Origin of the sequence: Veillonella sp. T11011-6 (assembly GCF_002959755.1) — a bacterium.
In the GTDB taxonomy this organism is placed as follows: domain Bacteria; phylum Bacillota; class Negativicutes; order Veillonellales; family Veillonellaceae; genus Veillonella.
Window position 1 is genome coordinate 212349 of the sequence record NZ_PPCW01000001.1, and the last position, 25164, is coordinate 237512.

Consider the following 25164-nt stretch of genomic DNA (forward strand, 5'->3'; position numbering starts at 1 on the left):
GGATACAGAACATGAGTAAGATTACTATTAATCAATTACATATGGCTCTGTGTGAAGCTAATTCTATTATGCTAACCGTCCATGTTAGACCTGATGGCGATGCTATCGGGTCCATGGTGGCCTTTTACGAAGCCCTTGTAGGGCAAGGTAAAACTGTATATATGGTAGTGGATGATGTAGTTCCTGAGAAGTACTCATTCTTACGATATACGGACCACATCCATGATGTAGCGTATTTTGAAACAAACCCTGTTGATATTGATATGCTAATGGTATTGGATGCTAGCACGTATGAGCGAATTGGCAAAGTAGGTGCACTATGGAGTGCACCTATTTTTAATATAGACCACCATATTTCTAATACAGAATTTGCTGATCATCTATATTTGAAGCCTGACTTTGCTGCTACTGGTGAAATCGTTACCGATTTATGTACAAAATGGAATTGGCCTATCACTGAGTCTATGGGCACTGCTTTATATATGGCTATTGCTACTGACTGTGGTTTCTTTAAGTTTAGCAATACAACTGCTAATACATTAGAAATGGCTGCTAAATGTGTAGCAGCCGGTGCTAGACCTAATGTTATTTCTGAAACGATTGAGGCTGTGTCCGCAAGTCGTCTTGAATTAACAAAACAAGTTATGCAAACTATAGAGTTCTACAAGAATAATACAGTAGCTACCATCGAGTTGAATAGTGAGGCTATGAATATTCTCGGCGATGATACAGATGGCTTTGTAGACATTATTAGAAATGTAGATACTGTTGATATAGCTATTTTATTGAAAGCTGAATCCGATGACAGAACACGGGTAAGCTTACGATCTAAAGGTACCGACGTGAATGCTATCGCTAGCAATTTTGGCGGTGGCGGTCATATTCGAGCTTCTGGATGTACGATTAATCTACCATTACAAGAAGCAAAACAGGCCCTCATTGAGGTGATTAAATAATGGATGGCATTTTACCATTTTTAAAACCTCCTGGTATAACAAGCCATGATGCTGTTGCTATTTGTCGTCGCATTTTAAAAGAAAAGCGCATTGGTCATAGTGGTACTTTAGATCCTATGGCCTATGGCGTGTTGCCCGTTTTTCTTGGTAAGGCTACGCGGCTCATTGAGTATACAGAGGGGTTTGATAAAACCTATGTGGCAGAATGTAAATTTGGTACTTTTACCGATACTGAAGATAGCTCTGGCCAACCGGTATTACCTGATAAAGATATGGCATTGCGAGACGGTGTTCTATTGAATGAATCCATTCAAAGTTCAGAACTTTCCGATGCTATGCTTAAACCTACTTTTGATGAATTAGTTAATACATTAAATACCTTTATTGGTGCACAAAATCAGAGACCATCAAAATATTCTGCTATAAAGATAAATGGTATACGTGCTTATGAATATGCTCGTAAAGGGATTCCTGTAGAATTACCATTACGTCAAATTCATATTAAACATATTGAGCTGATAGCGTATGGTTTTCCTTATTTTACAGTTCGTGTAACTTGTTCTGGAGGTACTTATATTCGTTCATTATTGCGTGATATCTGTGTTTCATTAGGCATACCAGGAACCATGACATCCTTGGCACGTACCCAAGTAGGACCATTTGATATTGATTCTGCTAAAATGGCTGAAGAGTTGATGCTTCATGGTGAAAGCCTATTGTTACCAACGGATACAGCTGTTTCTCATCTTTCAAAAGTAACGGTAAATAGTGTACAATTAAAGATGATGGTGCAAGGTAAGGAATTGCCTATTGGTAGCGAATTTTCTTATACTGAACCAGAACATTATTATAGAGCCTATGGTCCTCATGGATTTATAGGGATTTTGAAACGAACTAACCACTCTTTGAAGGTGGATAAAAATATTTTTATTGAAGGATAAGTATGAATCAAATACATTCGTTTGATGAGCTGCGTCAAATCAAAGATACAAAAGTATATGCCCTAGGTACCTTTGATGGTATTCATCGAGGTCATCAACGAGTTATACGCAAGGCCGTTGATGAGGCCAAAGTCGTTAATGGTGTTAGTATAATCATTACCTTTGAACATCATCCGCTAACTATACTACATCCTGATCGAGTGCCTAAACGGGTTATTCAAGAAGAGATTATGGATTCCGTTCTTGAAGATTTGAATGTAGACTATATTTTACGGTTGCCTATGACTGAAGAGTTACTAAAGATGAGTGCTGATGATTTTTTAGGAGCTCTTTGTACAGATATGAATGTAGCTGCTATTGTAATTGGAGAAAACTTTACATTTGGTGCTAAAGGTCTTGGTAATCCAGAGTATATGAAACAAGTATTAGCGGATAAGCATATACAAGTTTTAGTGCAGCCCTTATTGCCTTGTGATGGACTTAGTACACCTATTTCAAGTACGGAGATTAGAAAGGCTATTCGAGAAGGGCGTTTAGAAGATGCTACTCATTGGCTTGGAAGACCATTCCAATTTAAAGGGACTGTTATTAAAGGTGATCAACGAGGACGTACATTAGGATTCCCAACATTGAACTTGTTGCTTCCTAATGAAATGGCTACACCTCCAGATGGTGTATACGCTAATCGCGTGTGTATCGATGGTATTTGGTATGATGGGGTAGGTAATATTGGGGATAATCCTACATTTAAGAATCAGTACCATAGATGCGAAGTACACGTATTTAACTTTGATCAAGATATATATGGAAAAGAAGTAATTGTACAATTTATTTCCTATCTTAGAGGGGAAGTTAAATTTAATAACTTACAAGATCTTATTGATCAAATGAAGGTAGATGAAGAACAGGCTCTAGCTGTTTTAGCTAAAGCATAATAAGGGGGTTCTCATGGATATTAAAGAAGCTCGCAAACAAATAGATAGTATTGACTCCGTACTTGTTACAGAGTTTGAAAAACGTCTTACATTGATTAAAGAGATTGGTAAATATAAAGATGAACATCATTTGCCACTCATTGATGAAGAACGTGATGAAAGTATTATTGCGTTGCATACTGAAAACTGCAAAGATAAAACATTAGCACCTTATATTGAAAATTATATAAAAACTGTTGTGTCTATGAGCAATGAGTTTTTAAAAGAGCATATGCATAAGCATATTTTCCTCATTGGCATGCCAGGCGCTGGTAAGACTACAGTTGGTAAAATGCTAGCTAAAGAATTGGGCCGAGATTTTTACGATCTAGATCAAACGATTCAAGATAAAGTTGGTAAATCTGTTCAAAAAATCTTTATTTATGATGGTAAAGATGCTTTTAGTGAATATGAATATAACACAATTAAGGAATTAATTCATAATAAACCATCTGTCATTGCTACCGGTGGTGGTACTGTTACTTATGATAAAACAGTTAAGTTAATGCGCAATAATGGTCTTGTTGTATTTGTTAATCGCGATGTGAATCATATCTTAGATGATTTGGATCTTGAAATTCGTCCACTTGTAAAAGAAAGTATTGAATATATCTTCAATGTATATGAAGAACGATACCCTTTATACGAAGAAGTGGCACATATCAAAATTGGTAATGAAGGTAGCATTACCGATGCGGTACAAGAAATTATTGAAGCTTTGCCTAATACGGAGAAATAATGGACGCCATACGAGGATTTGTATACCGAACTATATATGAGAATACACAACGTACGTATTGCGTGTTTGTCCTTAAGGATTATAATGAGGAATACATTACTTGTACTGGTAAGTTTGAATCTCCTAAAGAAGGAGAAGATATCGAAGTTCGAGGCCGTTATGTAGAACATGAAAAATATGGTCGTCAATTTGATGCTACTAGTGTAGAAAAACTTAAACCTGATAACATGGGTGCTGCTAAGACCTATTTATTGAATTTAGGTATTAAAGGTTTTGGTGAAAAGTCCGTAGAAAAGGTTCTTGAGTATTTTGGTATCCGTATTTTAGAAGTGTTACGGGAGGAACGTCCCGAAGAAATTAGGGATGTTCCTGGACTTCGTAAAAGTGTTAAGGACGAATTATTTAATACCTTACTTGGTGAAGGTATTTTATCCGATTTAAATCACTTTTTTGAAAGCCATCATATTTCTTCTAAATGGAGTCGTACCGTATACACCTATTATGGTGTTCAGTCTGTTGCTGTTATAGAGGATAATCCGTATACCTTGTTACGTGTGGCGCCAGATATGCTTTTTGGCACCGCTGATACGCTAGCAGAACACTTGGGGATTATCGGTAGTGATACGCGTCGTTTAGAAGCGGGCTTAGAATGGATTCTGCGCAGTTTGGATAATCAAGGGCATACATGTTTGCCTGTAGATCAACTTATCGGTCGTTTAGACGATTTATTACAAACTGATGTAGATGATATTGCTAATTTTATTGAAAGTCTCTTGGAGCAAGGTGCTTTATATAGTACGTATTATGAAGATATCCTATATATTTACCCTCCAGAAATGTATGTGTCTGAAGTAGAGAGCGTTCATTATACAAAAGATTTCTTATTAGAGGCTGATCCGATAGCTCTTGATATTCCTAGCTTTATAGAAAAGTTTGAAGCTGATAATCATATTACATTTGGGGATGCCCAAAAAGAGGCTATACAGCTATCCTTCTTTGAAAAGTTTTCCCTTATAACTGGTGGTCCTGGTACTGGTAAAACGACGATTATTAAGGCTTTAGTAAAAGGCTTCCAACTTGGTGGACTAGGGCGTATTATTCTTTGCGCTCCTACGGGACGTGCTGCTAAACGACTTACAGAGGCAACAGAATTTGAGGCTACTACAATTCATAGATTGCTAGTACCTGTTCAAGGCAGTGACTCCTACGACTTTACTAAGAATGAAGATGATCCATTAGATATAGATGTTATTATCATTGATGAAGCATCTATGCTCAATGTACGGTTATTCTATTCATTAATGGCAGCTATTCCTAAAGAAGCCCATGTCATTATCGTTGGTGACGTTGATCAACTACCACCTATTGGTGCAGGTTTTGTATTAAAAGACTTACTTGATAGTGATTGTGTTCCTTATACACGACTCAACCAGATTTATCGTCAAAGTTCTGGTAATACTATTGTTGAAAGCGCCTATGCTATTAACCGTGGTGAAATGCCGAATCTAGACAGCGTAAGTGAAGAGTTTTCGTTTATACCTGTTAAGTCTTATGACATGATGATGAAAGCTATCATCGATGTATATAAACGAGAACAAGCGCATGTAGAGGATGAATTAGATATTCAAATTATTTCTCCTATGCGCCGTGGTGAAGCCGGTAGTACATTAATTTCTCAATATGTACAACAAGCTGTTAATCCACCGGATAGCTTAAAAGGGGAAGCTCGTATAAATGGCATTACTTACCGCGTTGGAGATAAGGTTATACAAATTCTTAACGACTATGAGCTAGAGGTCTTTAATGGTGAAATTGGTGTAATTTACGCTATTACACGGACAGATATTTGTATCAGATTTATACATAAAGAGGTTCGTCTACCTATTGATGAAGCCCATATGATTATGCCTGCTTATGCTATTACGGTTCATAAGAGCCAAGGTAGTGAGTATGGTGTAGTTATCATTCCATTTGTACCACGTTATGGTGGTATGTTGCAGCGTAATTTGTTGTATACAGCTGTTACAAGAGCAAAACGGAAGGTTATCATTGTGGGTACTACAAGCGCTATAGAACGTGCTGTACGTACTGTAAATGCAGATGAACGATATACATTGTTTAAAGAAAGACTACAAGGGAGATGTGATTCGTAATGAGTCTTTGGGATTTCCTATTTCCACCTGTATGTCCTCACTGTGGTGCCTCTGTAGCAACACAAGGGGATTGGTGTGAAACTTGTTTTAACGATCTATTACATATTCGTCATGTGCCACATAAATTTTTACATTATGTAGATGATGTGTGTGTGCTAGCAGACTATTGTGGTGGTCTAAAGTCTATGATTTACGATGTAAAATTTAATGAAAAAAAGGAGCAGTCCAAGGGGGCTGCTCCTTTTTTAGCATCGTACAACTTTTACATGAATTATGATGAGTCTAATATTGTACAGGGGAATTGTAAGACTATCTATGATTATATAGTTCCTGTACCGTCTAGTGAGATGAAGAAGAAAAAGAGGGGGTATAATCAGGTCGATTTGTTCTTTAAAAAATGGGCATACTCGTTAGAGAAAATAGATAAGCCATATTTTGTATGGCTAGATTGTATATATAAGTTTGATACTTCTAATGATATGTGGTCCTTAACCCATAAAGAACGACATCAAAATATAGAGAATGCTTTTGTGATCAAAGCAGAGTATAAAGATATTGATTTCTCCACAAAGCGTATTTTAATTGTAGATGACATTTATACTACAGGGGCAACAATCGAAGCCGTAGCAAAGGTTCTTAGGTCATATAATCCTAGTAGGCTCGATGCTTTAACACTAGCTAGCGGTAGCTTTTAATTATTACAAAAAAGCGTTCACCGAATGGTGAACGCTTAATCATTATATTAGCCTAGCACATCGATAAATGCTTTTACTACATCTGGATCAAAGAGAGAGCCGGATGCACTAAAGAGTTCTTCTTTTGCTTTAGCTTTTGTTTTTGCCCAAAATTCTGTAGAAGGATTAACTGTTGTATCATAATAATCTGCAACAGCAATGATTCTAGCTCCTAATGGGATGTTAGCACCACGCAAATGTTTAGGGTAACCAGAGCCATCCCATTTTTCATGGTGGTAACGAATATAAGGCAAGATTTGTTGGCAGCAAGGGTAGTTTTCGATCATATTCGCACCACTTGCAGCATGTTGCTTATACTTGGACATTTCTTGTTTATTAAGATATGGAGATTTTTGGATTAATGCATTAGGTACCATTAATAGTCCTACGTCATGAAGTAATGCTGCATGGCGAATTTGTTCAATTTCATTTAACGGTAAACCCATTTTAGCAGCAATACTAACTGCATAGTTTGAAACTTGGATAGAATGAGTGTACAGATGATAGCTTTTCATTTGTATCATCTGCAAGAGCTGAGCGCTAATGGCTTCTAAACTGTCCTTCTCCAGTTCGTACAACCCAGATGGTTGCATTAATGATAACATAAACATAATAAACCCCTTTAACTAACATGTAGAACATATGGTACAACCCCTCGTACTTATGTTCATATCGTACAACTTTAGGCCGTTCTTATTTAATAGTATACAAATTATACACCATAAATAATATTTTGTGTATGATACGTATGTTCTATTATACATGTTGTATTCATATTTGGCATACTAAAAATAATTGACATTTTAGGAATGTACTAAATATAGTACCTAGAAAAACTAATTTTATAAATATTAAAATAATATGAAGAATATTTTAGGTTTTCTATGACAATTTTCTATACATACCAAAAAAGGGGTTGCAAAATTTATTCTCATTTCAATGAGAACTGAACGATGCTATGTTCGGAAATATAATTTAATAGGTACGTCTTATTAATTTTAAGAATGTATATATAATTATAAATCTAGACATGTATACTGTTATTCTTTATAATACGTCTATACGGGTCTGTGGTTGAAAGTCGATGCCAGTCGCAGGCGAAACGATCCACATAAGCAACCCAAGAGGTTGTGAGCATGGTGCGGCTTAGGTGTAAGTCCTGCCGGTAAAACCGAGAGGGGTAGTAGTGGGGAGTCTCGGACTTATGAGCGAACCCTCCAGCAGGCGAGTGTGGGGGCAAAGACCAGGTCAGCCGTATGCGGGCACATGAGGCTTTTCTCATGTGCTTTTTTCTTTTTATACATCTGTATATTTAAAAATGGTGAAAATACCGATTCTTATGGGAAAGTTTTTATACATTATTGTTATAAATATACAATCAGTGTATAAAAATAAAATATAAATATAGTGATTAATTGATATTTAGGATGATTCTATACAAAATTATTGACATAATTATACTAAGTGGTATACTAGTGGAATAAAAATAGTTAGTTTAGTAAATGAGGATGATTCGATGTTAAATAGCAAGTTAAAAAAATTAATCATTGGTGGTTGTATGTTAGTAATGGCCGGTACTGTAATTGGCGGTTGTGGATCTTCTACACAAACAACTTCTAATAAACTCATTGTTGGTACTAATGCCACATTTGTACCATTTGAATTTAAAGATGAAAAAACTCAAGACTACACAGGCTTTGATATTGATTTAATTCGTGCCATTGGTAAACGTATCAATAAAGATGTAGAGCTTAAGAATGTTGCTTTTGATGCTTTGATTCCAGCTTTAAATACACATGATATTGATGTAGCTGCATCTGGTATGACGATTACCAAAGCTAGAAGTGAAAAGGTATTATTCTCTTCTCCATATTATGAAAATGCCCTTGCTGTAGTATATAAAGATGGTGCAAATATCACATCTCTTGACGATCTTAAAGGCAAGAAAATTGCTGCTCAACTAGGTACTACTGGTGCAGATTTAGCCCATAAAATCGAAGGTACTACTGTAAAAGAGTTTGACCATAGTAATGAAGCTTTGTTAGAATTACAAAATGGTGGTGCTGATGCAACTGTTATTGATTTGCCAGTGGCTCAATATTACAGTACTAAACATCCAGATCAACATATTAAATTTATGGCATATCCAAATACAAAAGAATATTTGGGCTTAGCAATTAATAAAGATAATAAAGATTTACAAGAACAAATCAATAAAGCAATTGCAGATATGAAGGCTGATGGTGAATTTAATACATTATATAAAAAATGGTTTAATGTAGATGCACCTGCTGATATGCCAGTAGTGGTAGAATTTAAATAATAGGAGAGATCATGAGTTTTAATTGGGGGTTAATTGCGGATAATTTACCGCTCTTATTACAAGGTGCACTTGTAACCGTAGAAATTACAGCTATGTCTGTTGGCTGTGGTTTCTTTATCGGTTTATTAGTAGCCTTAGCAAATTTATCTAAATTTACTGTAGTTAGATTATTAGCAAAATGTTATGTAGATATCATTCGTGGTACACCGTTATTGGTACAAATCTTCTTGATTTATTTTGCTTTGCCAATGATTACAGGACAACGTATTGATCCATTTATTGCAGCTGTTACCGCATGTAGTATTAACTCTGGTGCATATGTGTCTGAGATCTTCCGTGCTGGTATCCAGTCTATCGATAAAGGTCAAATGGAAGCAGGTCGATCTCTTGGTTTAACTTGGGGTCAAACTATGCGTTATATCATCATGCCTCAAGCTTTCAAAGCAATTATCCCACCATTGGGTAATGAATTTATTGCTATGTTGAAAGACTCCTCATTGGTTTCTGTAATTGGTTTCGAAGAATTGACACGTCGTGGTCAATTAATCATTGCTAAAACGTATGCATCCTTTGAAATCTGGGGTACAGTTGCTGTTATTTACCTTATTATGACAGTAACAATTTCACAATTAGTTGGTTACCTTGAAAGGAAATATAGCATTAAATGATTAAATTAGAAAATGTACATAAATCCTTTGGTAAAAATGAAGTATTAAAGGGCATTGATTTACATATAGAAAAAGGTCAAGTTGTCGTTATAATTGGTCCATCTGGTTCTGGTAAAAGTACAGTATTGCGTACTATGAACTACTTAGAAGAGCCTACATCTGGTAAGGTAATTGTAGATGGTATGGATCTTTCTGATAAGTCTAAACTCAATGAAGTTCGTGCTGAAGTAGGGATGGTATTCCAAAACTTTAATCTTTTCCCACATATGACTGTAATGGAAAATTTAACATTAGCTCAAACTAAGGTTCGTAAAACTTCTAGTGATGAAGCTAAGAAAATCGGACAAGCTTTACTTGATCGCGTTGGGTTAGGAGATAAAGCTAATGCATATCCTGATTCCTTATCTGGTGGTCAAAAGCAACGTGTTGCTATTGCCCGTGCCCTAGCGATGAAACCAAAAGTTATGCTATTTGATGAACCTACATCTGCACTCGATCCAGAAATGGTTCGTGAGGTTCTAGATGTAATGAAGTCTCTCGCAGAAGAAGGGATGACGATGGTTATTGTTACTCATGAAATGGGCTTTGCTAAAGAAGTAGCTGACCGCGTATTATTCGTTGATGGTGGATTAATCTTAGAAGATGATACTCCTGAAAAGGTATTTGATGCTCCAACAAATGAGCGAACAAAATTGTTCTTGTCGAAAATTTTATAATAATATTTTCTAACATAAAAGGAAGTAAGTTCTGAAATTCAGAGTTTGCTTCCTTTTTTTTGTATTTTTAAAGATAACCAAATTTGTAGATATTAAATTTCTTAATATATGAATCGATTTATATCTATTAATATATTTGATGACTTATTTTATCCGTATCTGTTCAACCCTTGTAAATAAGCGCTTTTAGGCTTTTCTTAATCTATAAAATACGATTATTGCTATAAATATTTGTGATATATAAATATTTAATACATATATATTTTGGAGTAATAATTTTTAATTCATATATTTTTATGATTATAAAATTATGTAATAATTTAATGTGCTGTTCGGAAATATTTATAATATAGATAAATAAAGGTTTTAAAGTAGTTTTTAGGGGATGAATTATCAATAAGACATATTTGTATATTCATTAAAAGTGTTAATATTATTGTTTGATATTTTATACATGCTGTGTTATGATACAAGTGTAGTGCAAGACAGTAAGACAATATATATATTTTTAGGAGGATGTTACCATGTTAGGTAAAGTAAAATGGTTTAGCGCAGAAAAAGGTTATGGTTTTATTGAACGTGAAGACGGTAGCGATGTATTCGTACATTACTCTGCGATCCAAGACGAAGGCTTCAAATCTTTGACAGAAGGTCAAAATGTAGAGTTTGATATCGTTGATGGTAACCGTGGCCCTCAAGCTGCTAACGTTGTAAAAGCGTAATAACATACCAAAAAATACATAAAAGCAACATATAAAGAAACTCCGATATCGCATGATATTGGAGTTTTTCGATTGTTACTGGAAATAATATTTATAATTCTGCAAAAAATATAAAAATTCTTTTGAAAAAAAGAGGAGTTTTATACCTTGATGTAGAAATACTAAATATAACACGAGAGATAAGTAAAAAATTACTACACACTCGTATCTCGTGGATGATTTTTAGAAAGGGTGTTGACTTATGAAAGTAGCAATCAGAGGTAAAAACATTGAAGTGACAGATGCTCTAAGAGCATACATCGAAAAAAGATTGAGCAAATTAACTCGTTACTTCGATGATGAGTTAGATGCACAAGCGGTTTTATCCGTTGTTAAAGATAAATCTACTGTTGAACTTACATGCTTCGTTGATAAGATCGTTCTTCGCGGTGTAGAAACAAACGATGATATGTATGCAGCTATTGATTTAGTAATAGACAAGATCGTACGTCAAATCCATAAACATAAAACTCGTTTAGCAAAACGCTTCAAAAAACAAGAAGCTTTCCATCCTGAAGCTTTAGCAGCTCCTGTAGAAGAGGAAACTATCGAAGTTGTAAAACGGAAACACTTTGCAGTACGTCCTATGGATGTAGAAGAAGCTATCTTACAAATGAATCTTATTGGCCATGACTTCTTTATGTTCTTCAATGCTGAAACAGAAGCAATGAACGTAGTATATCGTAGACATGATGGATTCTATGGTTTGATTGAGCCAGAATTACAATAACCTATAATATCGGCTGACAATAATCCTAACTCCTTTCTACTTTTTAAATCAGCCGATTATTATATCAAGGTGGATGACCATTTTGAGTCATCCACCTTTTTTATAAAATGCTATAAATAATCGTGAAATGCCTTGAATTCTTTGACTATTCAAGGCATTTTCGTTATAATAAATTAGATAAAATAATGTAAGATGTCCTATAGAGGAGTGATTTGTTTGTTAAGCTTTTTACAAAGGCTATTAGGCAATAATAACGCAAAAGAAATTAAAAAAATGCGTGCTATTGCTGATCATATTAATGAAATTGAACCGAATTATGTTAAATTAAGTGATGCTAACTTAGTAGCAAAAACCGATGAGTTTAAACGTCGTTTGCAAAAAGGGGAAACGTTAGACGACATTTTGCCAGAAGCATTTGCTGTAGTTCGCGAAGCATCTAAACGCGTGTTAGGCATGCGTCATTTTGATGTACAGTTGATTGGTGGTATTTGCCTTCATAGAGGTAATATTGCAGAAATGCGTACTGGTGAAGGTAAAACATTAGTTGCTACATTACCAGTTTATCTAAATGCTTTGACAGGCAATGGGGTGCATGTTGTTACAGTAAATGATTATTTGGCGACTCGCGATAGCGAACAAATGGGGCGTTTATATAACTTCTTAGGGCTTTCTACAGGTCTTATTGTAGCTAATCTCGATTTTAACCAACGTAAAGAAGCATATGCATGCGACATTACATATGGTACAAATAATGAGTTTGGTTTTGACTATTTGCGCGATAACATGGTATCTGATGTATCACAAATGGTACAACGTCCATTGAATTATGCAATTGTCGATGAAGTTGACTCCATCCTTATCGATGAAGCGAGAACTCCATTAATTATTTCTGGTCCTGGTCAACGTTCCACAGATAATTATTATAAGTTAGCTAAAATTGTTCCTCATCTTGTGAAAGATGAAGATTATACAATTGATGAAAAACAAAAAACTATTGCACCTACAGATTCTGGTATTGCTAAAGTAGAAAAAATGCTTGGTGTTGAAAACTTGTATGATTCAGAAAATATTGAGTTAAATCATCTACTTGGTGCATCTCTTCGTGCATATGCTATGATGCATCGCGATACTGACTATGTAGTTAAAGATGGTGAAGTTGTTATCGTCGATGAATTCACAGGTCGTTTGATGTTTGGTCGTCGTTATTCCGATGGTTTACACCAAGCAATCGAAGCTAAAGAAGGCTTGAAGGTTGAACGTGAAAGCCAAACATTAGCTTCTGTTACATTCCAAAACTATTTCCGTATGTATAAAAAGCTTGCTGGTATGACTGGTACAGCTAAGACAGAGGAAAAAGAGTTTATCGATATTTACGGTTTGGAAGTATTACCTATTCCTCCAAACAAACCATTGGCTCGTATAGATTTGCCTGATCAAATCTTTAAAACAAAGGCAGCTAAATATCGTGCCGTAGTACGTAATGCTGTAGAACGCCATCAAACTGGTCAACCAATTTTGATCGGTACTACATCTATTACTCAATCTGAAGAACTTTCAGATATGTTATTACGTTCAGGGGTACCACATAAAGTATTGAATGCTAAACATCATGAAAAAGAAGCGGAAATTGTTGCAGATGCTGGTCAAATGGGTATGGTGACAATCGCTACAAACATGGCTGGTCGTGGTACTGATATCACACTTGGTGAAGGTGTCCCTGAATTAGGCGGTTTGGCTATCTTAGGTACTGAACGTCATGAAAGTCGCCGTATCGATAATCAGTTGCGTGGTCGTGCTGGTCGTCAAGGTGACCCAGGCTCCTCTCAATTCTTCTTATCCTTAGAAGATGATTTAATGCGTATCTTTGGCGCTGATAATATTACAGGTATCATGGATAAATTAGGCATGGAAGAGGATGAGCCTATTGAGCATTCTTTGATTACTAAATCTATTGAACGTGCTCAAAAGAAAGTAGAAGATCATAACTATAATATTCGTAAATATGTCCTTGAGTATGATGATGTTATGAATCAACAACGTGAAGTATTATACGAACAACGTCGTCGTATTTTACGTAACGAATCCTTACGTGACACAATCAATGAAATGATTGATAAACTTGTTACTGAATCTGTAGATGCTTATGCAGATGAAAAATTATACCCAGAAGAATGGGATTATGAAGGTCTTTATAAGCATTTAAGTCAATATTTCTTAACAGAAGAGATTATGTCCTCTCAAGATATGGAAGAGTATAGCCGTCAAGAATTGTTAGAACGTTTACTTGAAATTGCTCATGCTGAGTATCAAGATCGCGTTGATATGCTTGGTGATGCTATGTTTGGCCAACTTGAAAAGGCTATTATGTTGCGCGTTGTTGATAACAAATGGATGGAACATTTGGATAATATGGATATGTTGCGTGAAGGTATTGGCCTTCGTGCTTATGGCCAAAAAAATCCATTGGTGGAATATAAATTTGAAGCCTTTGATATGTTCCAAAACATGATTGCTGCAATTCAAGATGAAACAATCATGGCGTTATACAAAATTCGTGCACAATTGATTCAAGAGATTGAAGAACCAGTTGACCACTTAGAAGGTGCACAACCCCATCATGAAGATGTGTTGGAGCCACAAAACATAGATTAAGATTTGTGAATGGCACGTTGCTCAATGGGATTTCCTTCTGGGCAACGGCCATTTTTCTATTTTATTAAGGTGATAATTTATCGATGTAATAAGCTAATAAGTAAAAGGTGGTGAACATAAATTGTTAGAAGATTTAAAACCGATTATTTCTAATCTTGAAGAACGTATTTATGGAATGAGGGATTCACTTTAACATCGCTCAGAAAGAGGATCGAATCTTTACACTAGATGTACAAATGAGCGACCCTACATTTTGGGACGATCCTGATAAGGCTCGTGAGATTTCTCAAGAGGCTACACAATTAAAGAATGCTGTAGAAAGCTATAAACAACTTGTTAGTGACATCGAAGATGCTAATGTAATGCTAGAGATGGCTATAGAGGAAGATGATCGTTCTCTAGAAGGAGAGATTAAGGATTATGTTCAACAAATAGAAGAAACTGTAGAAAAACAAGAGGTTCTTTTATTGCTTAGTGGTGAGTATGATGCTAATAATGCAATCTTAACATTTCATGCTGGTGCAGGTGGTACAGAAGCACAAGATTGGTGTTCTATGCTCATTCGCATGTACTTACGCTGGGCTGAAAAAGCAGGATTTTCTATTGAATTGATGGACGAACAGCCCGGTGATGAGGCGGGTACTAAATCTGCTACATTTTTAATTAAAGGTGAAAATGCTTTTGGATATTTGAAATCTGAAAAAGGCGTACACCGTCTTGTTCGTATCTCACCATTTGATGCTGCGGCACGTCGTCATACATCCTTTGCTGCTGTTGATGTAATGCCAGAAATTGATGATACAGTAGAAATTAATATAGACATGAAGGATGTACAGGTAGATACATATCGAGCTAGTGGTGCTGGTGGTCAGCATATTAATAAAACAGATTCGGCTGTACGTATGACACATAGACCAACTGGTATTGTAGTTCAATGTCAATCACAGCGTTCCCAAATGCAAAATAGGGAACAAGCATTACGTTTATTACGAGCAAAATTATTTGAATTAGAATTAGAAAAACAAGCAGAACTTAAAGAGCAAATAGGTGGTACATACCAAGCTATTGAATGGGGCAGTCAAATTCGCTCCTACGTATTCCACCCATATAATCTCGTTAAGGATCATCGTACAGGGGTTGAAACAGGGAATGTACAATCCGTTATGGATGGTAATTTAGATCAATTTATGGAAGGCTTCTTGAAAAAAGAAGCAAATTTAACAGTTTAGGAGTTCTTATGAAAAAGTTTTTACTATTCCTACTAGTGCTGATTATTGCCTTGGCAGCAGCAACACAATTTTTATTACCTTCTTATATTAGTTCTCGTATTGAAAAACAATTAAATGATTCCCTAAAACCATCTGCTCAAACTGTAAATGTTGAGTCTCAACCAGGATTCAAATTACTTTATGGTGAAGCTGATCATGTGTACGGTTCTTTAGATGATGTAAAACTTGGTAAATTAAATTTTGCAAACTTCAAATATGATGCAACACAAATTCTAGTTAATCCAATTTCATTATTGGCTAGCCAAGAAATAGATGTTGTTAGAGTTGGAAACTCAAGTATTGACGGTATAGTTACTAATGAAGATTTAGCAACATTTTTAAGCACTCAAGCTGGCAGTGAAATTCAAGATGTACAAGTAAATATTAGTAAAGATAACATTAGTTTAACTGGCAAGATGAATGTAGGTATGGTATTTAAAGGCGCTGTTAAATTAGATGGTAATTTAGAATTAAAGGATAATACTTTATTATTTGCACCTAAGAAATTCACCATTAATGGTGCTACTATCCCAGGTTTAACATCTAATGTACTAGAAGCTACTGAAATCTATAACTTCAATAACTTCCCTATTCCTGTAAAAGCAGAAAGCTTAACTATCGATAATGGTGAAATTCACATTAAAGTTAAACCAGTGCTCAACTAGAAAGGATTTGTCGTGAATCATCGGAACACCCAGAAAAGTAAGTACTCTTGGATTCTTATATTATGTATTATTGTAGGCCTTGTATCCTCTTTATACTTAGTATTTGAACGCCATCAGATAGAAAAATCTCAAAACCATATAGAAAATATCGTAGATTATGATGCTGTTTTACGGGCTAATGCTTTTGAAAAACGTAGTCAACAAGAGGCCTTTGATGCGCTTCGCAATGCAGGTGTAACAGCATTTGCTATTTATGATCGCACCTTAGAAAAAGCGAAAGATGCGGGTCAAGTTAAGGTATTATCTTCCGAAGAAATGGATTCTGTCCGTGTTAATGGGGCATCCGTGAAACATGGTGCAACTTATGTAGCTTTGATTTCTGGTAAAGAAGGCTATTATAAAGAAATTCGGGAAGATTTATATCATCGTATTGGTAAAGATAAAGTTAAAGAGCTTAATACAAGTATTGGTCCGGTTCTTGAGTTATATGGTGCTACTGCAGATAGCTATCTAAAAATGAATCTTGGTATTTCCAAGCTTCAAGCTCAAGAAGTTGCTAATCGTGGATTTAATGTTATTGTTCGACCTACAAATTACAGAAATGTAACGTCTGAAGATCTTCAATATCTATTTAAACGCCTTGAAGGAATTCCACATGTTACTGGTATGATTTTTGCTGGCAAAGAAGCTCTTGGTGCGCCTAACTTAACTGATGAAACCTTAGAATTATTACATAAAAATCACATTCCTTTAGTTGGTATCGAAGCTGTTAACCAACTTCAATATGAGCCACAACAAGGTTTCTTAGAAATGGCTGCTAAAGAGAATTATAGCGTTGGTCGTGTATATACAATTGCTAAGGACGAATTAAAGAAAATTACTCCTGAAGAAGCAGCACAACGTTTCTATATTAGTGATATAGAACGAAATATTCGTTTCAATTTATTCCCTATGTATGAAACTGGTGTAAATAATGAAACAGTATTACAAACTACCATTAACTATATTGGTATGACTACTGAAAAATTATCTACAAAAGGTTATGAATTTGGTCCTGCTGATATTTATCCAGCATATACACCTAATCCATTGTTAGTAGTTATTACTATGATAGGTGCTATTGCACTTTTCGTTTACGTTGGTCAAATGCTAATTCCAATGAGTAAACATAAACAATTGGTAGCATTTTTCGGTATTTCATTACTATCTATTGTATTGTTTATCATTACAAGTGGCACACTGATTACTCAAATTTGGGCATTATCTAGTGCTATTATGGCTCCTGTAGGTGCTATGATCCGTTTGATGGAAGAATGGCGTCGTTATGATGGGTCTCGTCCATTAGGTGCTATTAAATCAACAGTATTAGCAGTATTCTATCTCGTTATTGCCGCACTCTTTGCAGCTATTGGAGGAATGTATATTGCATCTTTACTAGGTAATACAAAATTCTTCATGGAATTTGCTATCTTTAGAGGTGTTAAATTAACATTTGTACTTCCAGTTGTATTGGTGATTATCGCTTATTTACAACGTTTCCCATTGTGGAAAGGTCGTATGATTAACTCTAAAGAAGAAGCAAAGAAATTTGTAGTTGAATTTTTAACAATGGATGTTAAGTTCTACGTATTCTTTGTAATGGCCGCTCTTGGTGGCGTGGCATGGGTATTTGTTGGCCGAAGTGGTCATACAGCAGGTGTTCCTGTACCAGGAGTTGAACTCATGCTTCGTCGTTTTCTTGAAAATACAATGTATGCAAGACCTAGAGAAAAAGAGTTCATTATTGGTCACCCTGCATTAATGTTGGCTACATTTGCATTCCTACGCAAATGGCCTACAGTGATCCATTTCTTATTAACTATTGCTGGTGTTATTGGCATAGCGTCTATGGTTGAAACATTCTGTCATATTAGAACTCCTGTATTCATGTCTATTATGCGTGGATATGATGGTTTGTTAATTGGTGCGCTCTTAGGTTTGCTTCTTATCATTGCTGTACGATTCATGATGTATGTAACACAATGGTTCCAAGCTCGGGAGGTTGACCATGAGTAATATTGTTATCTCTGGCTACTATGGTTTTGGTAATGCTGGTGATGAAGCAATGCTTTGTGCTATTATCGATGCCATTCGTAAAGAGGAAGCAGATGCGCATATTACTGTTATTTCTGGTAATCCTACAGAGACGAGCAAAAAGCACAATATACATGCGGTGGGAACCTTTTCTGCATTCGGTATTCTAAAGGCTATTTCAAATTCTGATTTAGTTATCAGTGGCGGAGGTAGCCTGTTACAAGATGCTACTAGTATTCGCAATACATATTACTACTTAAGTATTATGGCTTTAGCAAAAATGATGGGTAAAAAGGTGATGCTATACTCACAAGGTATTGGACCTTTAAATCGCCCTTCTACAAGAAAAGCTGTTAGCTTTATTTTACGATTTGTGGACACTATAACGGTTCGTGATTCTATTTCTAAATCTGAATTAGATTCCTTAGGAATTGAAGATGTTGAGGTTACGGCTGATGCTGTATTAGCCATGCAACCAGCAGATTTGTATATTGGAAAACGCATTCTAGACGGCTATACATCAAAGCTACCTATATCCACAGAAGCTCCAAAACGAATCGGAGTAGCTGTTCGTAGTTGGAAAGATGATACAGAATACCGTGAATCACTAGCCAATGTGTTAAGTCGACTGCAAGAACAGGATAATGTAGAGATTATATTTATACCTATGTCTCATCCAGAGGATACAAAAGAAGCTAAAATTATTGCTAGTTATATGCCAAAAGGAGCTATTGTTCTTGAAGGACCATTCTCTACAGAGGAACAAGTATCCTTGTCTGGTAATGTAGACCTTATGATTGGCATACGTCTTCATGCATTAGTATTTAGTTCTTTAATGAAGAAACCTGTAATTGGCATTTCCTACGATCCTAAAATCACTAGTTTCTTACATATGATTGGTCAAGAACCAATTGGTACAATGACCCATCTTAGAGAAGAGGCCTTATATCAGAGATGTCATAAGCTCTTAAATTCAAGAGAAGAGTACCAAGCATCTTATGATCGTATTGAAGCATTACGTGTTAACTCTCAACGCAATGCAGAAATCGCTATTTCATTACTTAAAAATTATTAATATATTGGATCTAATCCAGAAAGTGAGGTCTCTATGGCTACATTAACACAAGATGTTAAACAACTAGTTCAAGAGAAGGCAAAAGCTATTCGCGTGAGTATTGTTCAGTCTGTAACGGCAGCGAAATCTGGTCACCCAGGTGGTTCTCTATCCATCGCCGATGTGATGGCCTTGTTGTACTATGTAGAAATGAATGTAGATCCAGCAAATCCAAAAGCTCCTAATAGAGATCGCTTTGTCCTTTCTAAAGGTCATGCAGCGCCTGCATTATATGCTACATTGGCTGAAAAAGGTTACTTTTCTAAAGATGAACTTTTGAATTTACGTAAAATTGACCATATGTTACAAGGTCACCCTGATATGAAACATATTCCAGGTGTTGATATGTCCACAGGTTCCTTGGGTCAAGGTATCTCTGCAGCATGTGGCATGGCATTGGCTGGTAAAATCGACAATGCAGATTACCGTGTTTATTCCATTCTTGGTGATGGTGAACTTGAAGAAGGTCAAGTGTGGGAAGCTGCTATGTTTGCTGGCCATTACAAACTCAATAACTTAACTACTTTTGTCGACTTCAATGGTCTTCAAATTGATGGGGATATTACTAAAGTTCTTTCTCCATTGCCTATTCCTGAGAAATTTAAAGCTTTTAACTGGAATGTTATTGAAGTAAATGGTCATGATCTTGATGAACTTCATAATGCTATTGAAGCTGCTAAAGCTTTCACAGAAGGCCCTACATGTATCGTAATGCATACTGTAAAAGGTAAGGGCGTTGAAGAAATGGAAGGTCAAGCAGGTTGGCATGGTAAAGCACCTAGTGAAGAACAAGGTGTAGCCTTTGTTAATGAAATTATGGGGGTACAATAATGGGTAAAGCAACACGTGAAGCATATGGTAATGCGTTAGCTCGCATTGGTAAAGAAAATACAAATATTATCGTATTAGATGCAGATTTATCAAAATCTACTAAAACTGATACATTTAAAAATGTTTGCCCTGAACGTTTCTTCAATGTAGGTATTGCAGAACAAAATTTGATTTCTGTTGGTGCCGGCCTTGCAGCAGCTGGTAAAATTCCATTTGTTTCTTCCTTTGCAATGTTTGCAACAGGTCGTGCATTTGAACAAATTCGCAATGCTGTATGCTATCCAAAATTGAATGTAAAAGTTTGTGCTACACATGCTGGTATTACAGTAGGTGAAGATGGTGCTACACATCAAAGCTTGGAAGATATTTCTTGTATGCGTACACTACCTAATATGACTGTAGTAGTACCTGCGGATGAACGTGAAACAGAAGCTGTAGTTGAATGGGCTGCATCTTATGAAGGCCCTGTATATGTGCGTCTTGGTCGTGCAGGTGTAGATGATGTAACTGCAGAAGGTTATACATTTGCACCAGGTAAATCTACGACATTAGTAGAGGGTTCTGATATTACAATTATCGCTTGTGGTGCCTTGGTTGGACCTGCTGTAGAAGCAGCAAAATTGTTGAGTGAGTCTAATGTATCTGCTCGCGTTATCAATATGGCATCTATTAAACCTATTGATGCAGATGCAATTATTAAAGCAGCTGCTGAAACAGGTGCTATCGTTACCGCAGAAGAACATAATATCATTGGTGGTCTTGGTTCTGCTGTGTCCGAAGTTGTTGTGGCTAATAAGCCAGTTCCTATGGAGTTCGTTGGTGTCCAAGATACATTTGGGGAGAGTGGTACACCAAAAGAATTAATGGCTAAATATGGCTTAACAGCAAAAGACATTGTAGAAGCAGTAAAACGTGTAATCACTCGTAAATAATCAAAGGGGATCCCATGATTGAATTTAAGAATGTTAGTAAAGTCTATGATAATGGTTCTGTTGCATTAGACGATGTGTGTTTAACTATAAATGAGGGAGAATTTGTCCTCATTTGTGGTCACAGCGGTGCAGGGAAATCAACTCTATTTAAGTTGTTAACACATGAAGTTGTGCCAGATACTGGTACAGTTATCGTTGATGACTTTGATGTTACGCGCATGAAGCGTAGCAAAATTCCTAAATTACGTAGAAAGCTAGGCGTAGTATTCCAAGACTTCCGTTTATTACCAAATAAAACGGTATCTGAAAATATCGCCTTTGCTCTAGAAGTAATTGAAGAAAAACCAAAAATAATTAAAGAAAAGGTAAGTCATGTACTTGAACTTGTTGGTTTAACCGATAAAGCAAATGATTTACCAGAAGATCTATCTGGTGGTGAACAACAACGCGTTGCTATTGCTCGTGCTATTGTAAATCGACCATCTGTACTTATTGCTGATGAACCAACTGGTAACTTAGACCCTGATACAAGTAAAGGTATTGTAGATTTGTTTAAGCATATCAATAATTTTGGCACAACTGTTATTATGGTTACCCATAATATGGATCTTGTTTCGTATTTAAATAAACGTGTTATTCGTCTTAAAGATGGTCGCGTTCAAAGTGATAATATGAGAGGTGCTGAAATTAATGAAGCCTAGAACATTGAAATACTTTTTTAAAGAAGCCCTCAAATCTATGAAGCGTAACGGTCTTATGACGTTAGCATCTATTTCTACAGTGGCTTTATCTCTATTTATGCTTGGTGTATTTCTTTGCGGAGTTATCAATTTGAATAACATGGCATCTAGCTTAGAAAACCAAGTTCAATTGAGCATTTACTTAAAAGATGGTTTAACAACTGACCAAATAATGGCGGTAGGTAAGCAAATTAAAGCTATACCAAATCTTAAGCATTTGGAGTTTGTTAATAAAGAGCAAGCTATGAAGGAATTTAAAGCTCGCCTAGGTGATCAACAACAATTAGTAAATGCCCTAGGTGATGTAAATCCATTGCCAAATTCTTATGTATTAACCTTTGATAATCCTAGTGATGTTAAGGCTACAGCTAAATTAGCTACCACATTCCAAGGTGTTGAAAGTACACATTATGGTCAAGATATTGTGGAAGAACTCTTCCGTATAACTCAAGTTATCAGGATTGGTGGTATCGTATTAATTGCATTCTTAGCAGCCGCTACATTATTCATCATTTCTAATACAATTCGTTTGACTGTGTTTGCTCGTCGTAAAGAAATTGCTATTATGAAATATGTAGGTGCAACAAATGGCTTTATTCGTTGGCCATTCTTGATAGAAGGCATGTTATTAGGTTTAGTTGGAGCTATTATTGCCGTACTTTGTGTAGGTGAATTCTACCATTTCATTACTATGGAAGTGTCTGAGTCTTTAGCATTCTTCCCATTAGTACCAATGTTCCCATTCTTCTATGATGTGGCTATCTATATTTTAGTTGGCGGTATTATAGTAGGTGCTATTGGTAGTACAATTTCTTTAAAACAATACATGAAGGTGTAATGTTTATGAAATACAACACAATCAAATCACGTCTTGTAGCAACAATTTTGACAGGTATAGTAGTACTGGGAACACCACTATACATTGTTGCGGAAGATGAGGATTTAACGAATCAATTAGATTCAATTCAACAACAAGTTAATCAACAAAACTCTATTAAAGCTGATGCTGAAACTGTCATTGTAAGCGTATCTGAACAGTTGAGACAAATTGAAGAGCAATTGCGTCAAGCTCAACAACAGTTAGAGTCTATTCAACAGCAACGTGTAGCCGTTGAAAATGATATTACTGTTAATGAAAAGTTACTAGTAGAAGCACAAAAACGTTTAGAAGGACGTGAGTCCGTATTTTATAAGCGTGTACGTGACATTTATATCAATGGTCGTCTAAGTTATTTAGATGTTGTTATTGGTTCTAAAGACTTTAGTGATTTTGCAAATCGACTAGAGATTTTAAAGCGCATTATAGATTCTGATATTAAATTAATCGATGAAATTAAAAAAGAACGTGCTGAAATTGCTGCACGCAAGCAAGCTCTTGAGCAATCTCGAGCTAAATTAGTGGAGCTTGAAAAAGCTGCTGTAGCAAAACAAGCTGAAATTGAACAAAAGAAAAAAGAACGAGAAGTAGTTCTTCAGAAGGCACAAAATGACCGTGCTACTGCAATGCAAGCAGTGGAAGAACTTAATGCTTCTTCCGCTCAAATTACTGCACTATTAAAAGCACGTCAAGCGGAACGTGCAGCGGCTCGCGCTGCTGCAGAAGCGGCGGCGGCAGCGGCAGCTCAACAGTCTGCACCAAGTTACTCTTGGGTGCAAGGATCTGGTCAACTAGGGTGGCCTGTAAGTGGTGAAATTACTTCACCTTATGGTTATCGGACACATCCAATTTGGGGAACAACAATTTACCATTCTGGTATAGATATTGGTGTTGATGAAGGTACACCTGTTCATGCTGCTGATGGTGGTACTGTTGTTTGGTCTGGTTGGATGGGCGGCTATGGTTATGCCGTAGTTATCGACCATGGTAATGGTATGTCTACCCTTTATGGCCATAATTCTGAGCTTGCTGTCTCTGAAGGACAAGATGTATCTAAAGGTCAAGTTATAGCCTATGCTGGTAGCACTGGTAATAGTACTGGACCACACGTTCATTTTGAAGTTCGTATAAGTGGGGATCCTGTGGATCCTATGGGATATTTATAATATGAAATTTGATACACGTACGGTGTTGTGGAGCCTATTGAAATATATAGGCTCTGGCATCGTTATTATGTGGCTAACGTTTTGGTATCTATCTGGTTCATTCTGGGGCTTACCAAGACTATTTGTAGCCTACTATGCTGCGAGTCAAGTCTTTATGACACCTATGTCTAAAGCTACCCTTTATGATGGTATGTTAAAAGGCTTGATTGGCTCTTTGGGAGATCCTCATAGTGTTTATTTAGATGCTGATGAATTTAAGTCCATGAAAATGCAAACATCTGGTACTTATGCTGGTGTAGGCATGGTTCTTGGGCATGATGATAAAGGTTTATATGCAGTTAGTATTATGGAAGATCAACCAGCTTTCAAAGCGGGCATTAAACCTGGGGACCATATTATTGCTATCGATGGTCAATCCACAAGTGATATTACTGTAGAAGATGCATCCTCTCGAATTCGCGGTGAGGCAGGTACTGTTGTTGCCCTTGATGTTGATCGCAATGGTGAGAAGTTACATTTCGATATCACTCGCGAATCTATTGTTCTTCCTACTGTTAAAAGTAAAATGCTAACTAGTACAGTTGGTTATATTCGCATTAGTCAATTTGCTGAGAATACAGCTGATGATTTCGGAACACAATTTAAAGAATTACAATCTCAAGGTATGAAGGAACTAATTTTAGATCTTCGAGATAATCCTGGTGGTTTATTATCTACCACTGAGAAGATTTCTAACTATATTATGCCTCCAGGAACACTAGTTACAGTACAAAATCGAGCTGGTAAAAAAGATGTTTATAAGTCTGATGGTCCAGAAGTAGCTATGCCATTAGTAGTTCTTGTTAACAAAGGTTCTGCTAGTGCATCTGAAATTATAGCTGGTGCGATTCAAGATCGTAAATTAGGTACTATTTTAGGTACTAATACATATGGCAAGGGTACGGTTCAAACTATTTACCCTAGCCTTGATAATGAAGGTGTTAAGGTAACTATTGCCAAGTATCACACACCAAATGACCGTGTCATTGACGGCATTGGTATTAAACCTGATGTAGAACTTGATCTACCAAAAGGTGTAAATCCATCTAGTACATTAGATGATATTCAAATTAAAAAGGCATTAGAAATATTACAACAATAATGCATAGGAG

General features: G+C 36.1%; 23 protein-coding genes. 22 read left to right on the forward strand and 1 reads right to left on the reverse strand.

What is annotated here, in order from left to right; translation table 11 throughout:
* Positions 1 to 11 precede the first annotated feature (11 nt).
* Genes VRHSUH10_RS00935 through VRHSUH10_RS00960 form a run of 6 tightly spaced genes read left to right on the forward strand, consistent with a single transcriptional unit; the run spans position 12 to position 6458 of the window.
* Positions 12 to 956, forward strand: coding sequence for a bifunctional oligoribonuclease/PAP phosphatase NrnA (locus tag VRHSUH10_RS00935; RefSeq protein WP_105089098.1), 945 nt, complete (start codon positions 12 to 14; stop codon positions 954 to 956).
* A complete protein-coding gene (locus VRHSUH10_RS00940; RefSeq protein WP_105089099.1) occupies positions 956 to 1897 on the forward strand; it encodes a tRNA pseudouridine(55) synthase TruB in 942 nt (313 codons plus the stop codon). The genes VRHSUH10_RS00935 and VRHSUH10_RS00940 overlap by 1 nt, the downstream gene beginning before the upstream one ends.
* Positions 1898 to 1899: 2 nt before the next feature.
* Complete coding sequence (locus tag VRHSUH10_RS00945) at positions 1900 to 2832, forward strand: bifunctional riboflavin kinase/FAD synthetase (protein WP_105089100.1); 933 nt, start codon at positions 1900 to 1902, stop codon at positions 2830 to 2832.
* A 13-nt stretch (positions 2833 to 2845) separates the two neighbouring features.
* Positions 2846 to 3610: a shikimate kinase gene (locus VRHSUH10_RS00950; protein ID WP_005386853.1), complete on the forward strand. Its 765-nt coding sequence runs from the start codon at positions 2846 to 2848 to the stop codon at positions 3608 to 3610.
* Positions 3610 to 5763, forward strand: a complete 2154-nt coding sequence (locus tag VRHSUH10_RS00955; RefSeq protein WP_105089101.1) for an ATP-dependent RecD-like DNA helicase — start codon at positions 3610 to 3612, stop codon at positions 5761 to 5763. The genes VRHSUH10_RS00950 and VRHSUH10_RS00955 overlap by 1 nt, the downstream gene beginning before the upstream one ends.
* A complete protein-coding gene (locus VRHSUH10_RS00960; RefSeq protein ID WP_005386851.1) occupies positions 5763 to 6458 on the forward strand; it encodes a ComF family protein in 696 nt (231 codons plus the stop codon). The genes VRHSUH10_RS00955 and VRHSUH10_RS00960 overlap by 1 nt, the downstream gene beginning before the upstream one ends.
* Before the next feature lie 47 nt (positions 6459 to 6505).
* On the opposite strand, the gene VRHSUH10_RS00965 is transcribed toward VRHSUH10_RS00960, so the two are convergent.
* Positions 6506 to 7108, reverse strand: coding sequence for an HD-GYP domain-containing protein (locus VRHSUH10_RS00965; protein ID WP_004693025.1), 603 nt, complete (start codon positions 7106 to 7108; stop codon positions 6506 to 6508).
* Positions 7109 to 8013: 905 nt separating this feature from the next.
* Between VRHSUH10_RS00965 and VRHSUH10_RS00970 the strand changes: the two genes are divergently transcribed.
* From VRHSUH10_RS00970 to VRHSUH10_RS01045, 16 genes are all read left to right on the forward strand, one after another.
* Positions 8014 to 8820 carry a basic amino acid ABC transporter substrate-binding protein gene (locus VRHSUH10_RS00970; protein WP_105089102.1) on the forward strand — a complete coding sequence of 269 codons (807 nt, stop codon included), beginning with the start codon at positions 8014 to 8016 and terminating at the stop codon, positions 8818 to 8820.
* Positions 8821 to 8831: 11 nt separating this feature from the next.
* A complete protein-coding gene (locus tag VRHSUH10_RS00975) occupies positions 8832 to 9488 on the forward strand; it encodes an amino acid ABC transporter permease (RefSeq protein WP_105089103.1) in 657 nt (218 codons plus the stop codon).
* Complete coding sequence (locus tag VRHSUH10_RS00980) at positions 9485 to 10204, forward strand: amino acid ABC transporter ATP-binding protein (protein ID WP_005386848.1); 720 nt, start codon at positions 9485 to 9487, stop codon at positions 10202 to 10204. The genes VRHSUH10_RS00975 and VRHSUH10_RS00980 overlap by 4 nt, the downstream gene beginning before the upstream one ends.
* A gap of 524 nt (positions 10205 to 10728) precedes the next feature.
* Positions 10729 to 10926: a cold shock domain-containing protein gene (locus VRHSUH10_RS00985; protein ID WP_005386847.1), complete on the forward strand. Its 198-nt coding sequence runs from the start codon at positions 10729 to 10731 to the stop codon at positions 10924 to 10926.
* Positions 10927 to 11167: 241 nt separating this feature from the next.
* On the forward strand, positions 11168 to 11695 hold the full coding sequence (gene hpf / locus VRHSUH10_RS00990; protein ID WP_005386845.1) for a ribosome hibernation-promoting factor, HPF/YfiA family: 528 nt from the start codon (positions 11168 to 11170) through the stop codon (positions 11693 to 11695).
* Between the two features lie 216 nt (positions 11696 to 11911).
* Positions 11912 to 14347 carry a preprotein translocase subunit SecA gene (gene secA, locus VRHSUH10_RS00995; RefSeq protein ID WP_105089104.1) on the forward strand — a complete coding sequence of 812 codons (2436 nt, stop codon included), beginning with the start codon at positions 11912 to 11914 and terminating at the stop codon, positions 14345 to 14347.
* A gap of 121 nt (positions 14348 to 14468) precedes the next feature.
* A protein-coding gene (prfB, locus tag VRHSUH10_RS01000) for a peptide chain release factor 2 (RefSeq protein WP_231723933.1) occupies positions 14469 to 15576 on the forward strand; the annotation gives its coding sequence in 2 pieces (ribosomal slippage) (positions 14469 to 14525 and positions 14527 to 15576; 1107 coding nt in all).
* An 8-nt stretch (positions 15577 to 15584) separates the two neighbouring features.
* On the forward strand, positions 15585 to 16280 hold the full coding sequence (locus tag VRHSUH10_RS01005) for an LmeA family phospholipid-binding protein (RefSeq protein WP_024066682.1): 696 nt from the start codon (positions 15585 to 15587) through the stop codon (positions 16278 to 16280).
* A 12-nt stretch (positions 16281 to 16292) separates the two neighbouring features.
* On the forward strand, positions 16293 to 18335 hold the full coding sequence (locus VRHSUH10_RS01010) for a DUF5693 family protein (RefSeq protein WP_105089105.1): 2043 nt from the start codon (positions 16293 to 16295) through the stop codon (positions 18333 to 18335).
* Entirely contained in the window at positions 18328 to 19428 is a 1101-nt protein-coding gene (csaB, locus tag VRHSUH10_RS01015; protein ID WP_105089106.1) for a polysaccharide pyruvyl transferase CsaB, read from the forward strand. The genes VRHSUH10_RS01010 and csaB overlap by 8 nt, the downstream gene beginning before the upstream one ends.
* 33 nt (positions 19429 to 19461) lie before the next feature.
* The gene (locus VRHSUH10_RS01020) at positions 19462 to 20298 is read left to right on the forward strand and encodes a transketolase (protein WP_105089107.1); all 837 of its coding nucleotides are present in this window, start codon (positions 19462 to 19464) and stop codon (positions 20296 to 20298) included.
* Complete coding sequence (locus VRHSUH10_RS01025) at positions 20298 to 21230, forward strand: transketolase family protein (RefSeq protein WP_105089108.1); 933 nt, start codon at positions 20298 to 20300, stop codon at positions 21228 to 21230. The genes VRHSUH10_RS01020 and VRHSUH10_RS01025 overlap by 1 nt, the downstream gene beginning before the upstream one ends.
* A 14-nt stretch (positions 21231 to 21244) precedes the next feature.
* Positions 21245 to 21931: a cell division ATP-binding protein FtsE gene (gene ftsE / locus VRHSUH10_RS01030; protein WP_105089109.1), complete on the forward strand. Its 687-nt coding sequence runs from the start codon at positions 21245 to 21247 to the stop codon at positions 21929 to 21931.
* The gene (gene ftsX, locus VRHSUH10_RS01035) at positions 21921 to 22808 is read left to right on the forward strand and encodes a permease-like cell division protein FtsX (protein ID WP_024066929.1); all 888 of its coding nucleotides are present in this window, start codon (positions 21921 to 21923) and stop codon (positions 22806 to 22808) included. Before ftsE ends, ftsX begins: the two co-directional genes overlap by 11 nt.
* Positions 22808 to 24013 carry a murein hydrolase activator EnvC gene (locus tag VRHSUH10_RS01040; protein WP_105089110.1) on the forward strand — a complete coding sequence of 402 codons (1206 nt, stop codon included), beginning with the start codon at positions 22808 to 22810 and terminating at the stop codon, positions 24011 to 24013. Before ftsX ends, VRHSUH10_RS01040 begins: the two co-directional genes overlap by 1 nt.
* Position 24014: 1 nt before the next feature.
* Positions 24015 to 25154 carry a S41 family peptidase gene (locus tag VRHSUH10_RS01045; RefSeq protein ID WP_105089111.1) on the forward strand — a complete coding sequence of 380 codons (1140 nt, stop codon included), beginning with the start codon at positions 24015 to 24017 and terminating at the stop codon, positions 25152 to 25154.
* Positions 25155 to 25164: the final 10 nt, after the last annotated feature.

Excerpts from the sequence above, each read along its gene's own strand:
- VRHSUH10_RS00935 (WP_105089098.1), top strand. The coding sequence starts at position 12 with ATGAGTAAGATTACTATTAATCAATTACATATGGCTCTGTGTGAAGCT.
- VRHSUH10_RS00940 (WP_105089099.1), top strand. The coding sequence starts at position 956 with ATGGATGGCATTTTACCATTTTTAAAACCTCCTGGTATAACAAGCCAT.
- VRHSUH10_RS00945 (WP_105089100.1), top strand. The coding sequence starts at position 1,900 with ATGAATCAAATACATTCGTTTGATGAGCTGCGTCAAATCAAAGATACA.
- VRHSUH10_RS00950 (WP_005386853.1), top strand. The coding sequence starts at position 2,846 with ATGGATATTAAAGAAGCTCGCAAACAAATAGATAGTATTGACTCCGTA.
- VRHSUH10_RS00955 (WP_105089101.1), top strand. The coding sequence starts at position 3,610 with ATGGACGCCATACGAGGATTTGTATACCGAACTATATATGAGAATACA.
- VRHSUH10_RS00960 (WP_005386851.1), top strand. The coding sequence starts at position 5,763 with ATGAGTCTTTGGGATTTCCTATTTCCACCTGTATGTCCTCACTGTGGT.
- VRHSUH10_RS00965 (WP_004693025.1), bottom strand. The coding sequence starts at position 7,108 with ATGTTTATGTTATCATTAATGCAACCATCTGGGTTGTACGAACTGGAG.
- VRHSUH10_RS00970 (WP_105089102.1), top strand. The coding sequence starts at position 8,014 with ATGTTAAATAGCAAGTTAAAAAAATTAATCATTGGTGGTTGTATGTTA.
- VRHSUH10_RS00975 (WP_105089103.1), top strand. The coding sequence starts at position 8,832 with ATGAGTTTTAATTGGGGGTTAATTGCGGATAATTTACCGCTCTTATTA.
- VRHSUH10_RS00980 (WP_005386848.1), top strand. The coding sequence starts at position 9,485 with ATGATTAAATTAGAAAATGTACATAAATCCTTTGGTAAAAATGAAGTA.
- VRHSUH10_RS00985 (WP_005386847.1), top strand. The coding sequence starts at position 10,729 with ATGTTAGGTAAAGTAAAATGGTTTAGCGCAGAAAAAGGTTATGGTTTT.
- hpf (WP_005386845.1), top strand. The coding sequence starts at position 11,168 with ATGAAAGTAGCAATCAGAGGTAAAAACATTGAAGTGACAGATGCTCTA.
- VRHSUH10_RS01005 (WP_024066682.1), top strand. The coding sequence starts at position 15,585 with ATGAAAAAGTTTTTACTATTCCTACTAGTGCTGATTATTGCCTTGGCA.
- csaB (WP_105089106.1), top strand. The coding sequence starts at position 18,328 with ATGAGTAATATTGTTATCTCTGGCTACTATGGTTTTGGTAATGCTGGT.
- VRHSUH10_RS01020 (WP_105089107.1), top strand. The coding sequence starts at position 19,462 with ATGGCTACATTAACACAAGATGTTAAACAACTAGTTCAAGAGAAGGCA.
- VRHSUH10_RS01025 (WP_105089108.1), top strand. The coding sequence starts at position 20,298 with ATGGGTAAAGCAACACGTGAAGCATATGGTAATGCGTTAGCTCGCATT.
- ftsE (WP_105089109.1), top strand. The coding sequence starts at position 21,245 with ATGATTGAATTTAAGAATGTTAGTAAAGTCTATGATAATGGTTCTGTT.
- ftsX (WP_024066929.1), top strand. The coding sequence starts at position 21,921 with ATGAAGCCTAGAACATTGAAATACTTTTTTAAAGAAGCCCTCAAATCT.
- VRHSUH10_RS01040 (WP_105089110.1), top strand. The coding sequence starts at position 22,808 with ATGTTTATGAAATACAACACAATCAAATCACGTCTTGTAGCAACAATT.
- VRHSUH10_RS01045 (WP_105089111.1), top strand. The coding sequence starts at position 24,015 with ATGAAATTTGATACACGTACGGTGTTGTGGAGCCTATTGAAATATATA.